Below are 1,102 nucleotides of genomic sequence, written 5' to 3' on the forward strand. Positions count from 1 at the left end.
GGGTGGGTCAGATGCCGGGTCCGGCGACGTAGGTGAAGGCACCCACGGCGGTGTCGGATCCGGCGGGGTTGGTGACGACCACGTCGGCCGCGCCGGCGGTGCCGGGCGGGGTGACCGCCGACAGCGTGGTGGCGTTGATCACCGAGAACGGCGCCGGGGCGCCGTCGAAGGTGACCGAGTCGGTGTCGGCGAGGTTGGTGCCCGTGATGGTCACCGCCGTGCCGCCCGAGGTCGGGCCCGAGGTGGGGCTGACCGTGGCGATCGTCGGGTCCTCGATGTAGGTGTAGGACAGGCCGTTGTTGGTGCCGCCCGCGGTCGTCACGCTCACCGAGACCGGTCCGGCAGCCGCGCCCGCTGGCACTGCGACGCTGAGGGAACTGTCGGAGTTGACCGTCGGGGTGGCGGTCACGCCGCCGAAGTCCACACTGGTGGCCGTGGACAGGCCGGTGCCGTTGATGGTGATGGTGTTCCCGCCGGCCAGCGGCCCGGAGGAGGTGCCCAGGGAGGACTTGAACGGGGCGCCGACGTAGAAGAACGGCACCGGGTTGCTGGTCCCGCCCGGAGTGGTCACCGTGACCCCGACCGTACCGGTCCCCGACGGGGAGACGGCGGTGACCTGGGTCGGCGAGACCTGGGTGACGCTGGTGGCCGACTTGCTGCCGAACCTGACCGCGCTGGTGTTGGACAGGTTCGTGCCCGTGATGGTCACCAGCGTCCCGCCGCCGGTGGAACCCTGATTCGGAGAGATGGGCATAGCTGAACTCCTCGCTCTTGCTGGGGACATGCGAGGAACCGGCACAAAAGGCCATCCAGCCACCGACGACAGCGTCACAAGGGACAAGACCATCACGCGGTCAACGCCGCCAGGGCCAGGGAGGACGAACCGAGGCGACGCACCGCCGTGGCCACGGCCAGGCGCGCTGCAGCCTTCCGGCATCTCCTGTGGGCAAGAAGAAAAACCGGCAAACGGCTGCCCGTCTCAACGTTCCCCCGGCACGGGGATGGGCAGCCCGCCGGTTCACACTCTCAGTGACCCACACACCCAACCGGGTGACAAGACACCGCCACCACCAACCACCCAAACGGAGTAATCCCGCTACTG

1 protein-coding gene is annotated in these 1,102 nt (G+C 69.2%); it reads right to left on the minus strand.

The window, feature by feature from the left end:
* Positions 1 to 7: 7 nt before the first annotated feature.
* Entirely contained in the window at positions 8 to 754 is a 747-nt protein-coding gene (locus tag ABTX62_RS37835) for an IPT/TIG domain-containing protein (RefSeq protein WP_352120418.1), read from the minus strand.
* Positions 755 to 1,102 lie beyond the last annotated feature (348 nt).

The organism is Streptomyces sp. NPDC096046, assembly GCF_040303285.1.
GTDB lineage: Bacteria > Actinomycetota > Actinomycetes > Streptomycetales > Streptomycetaceae > Streptomyces.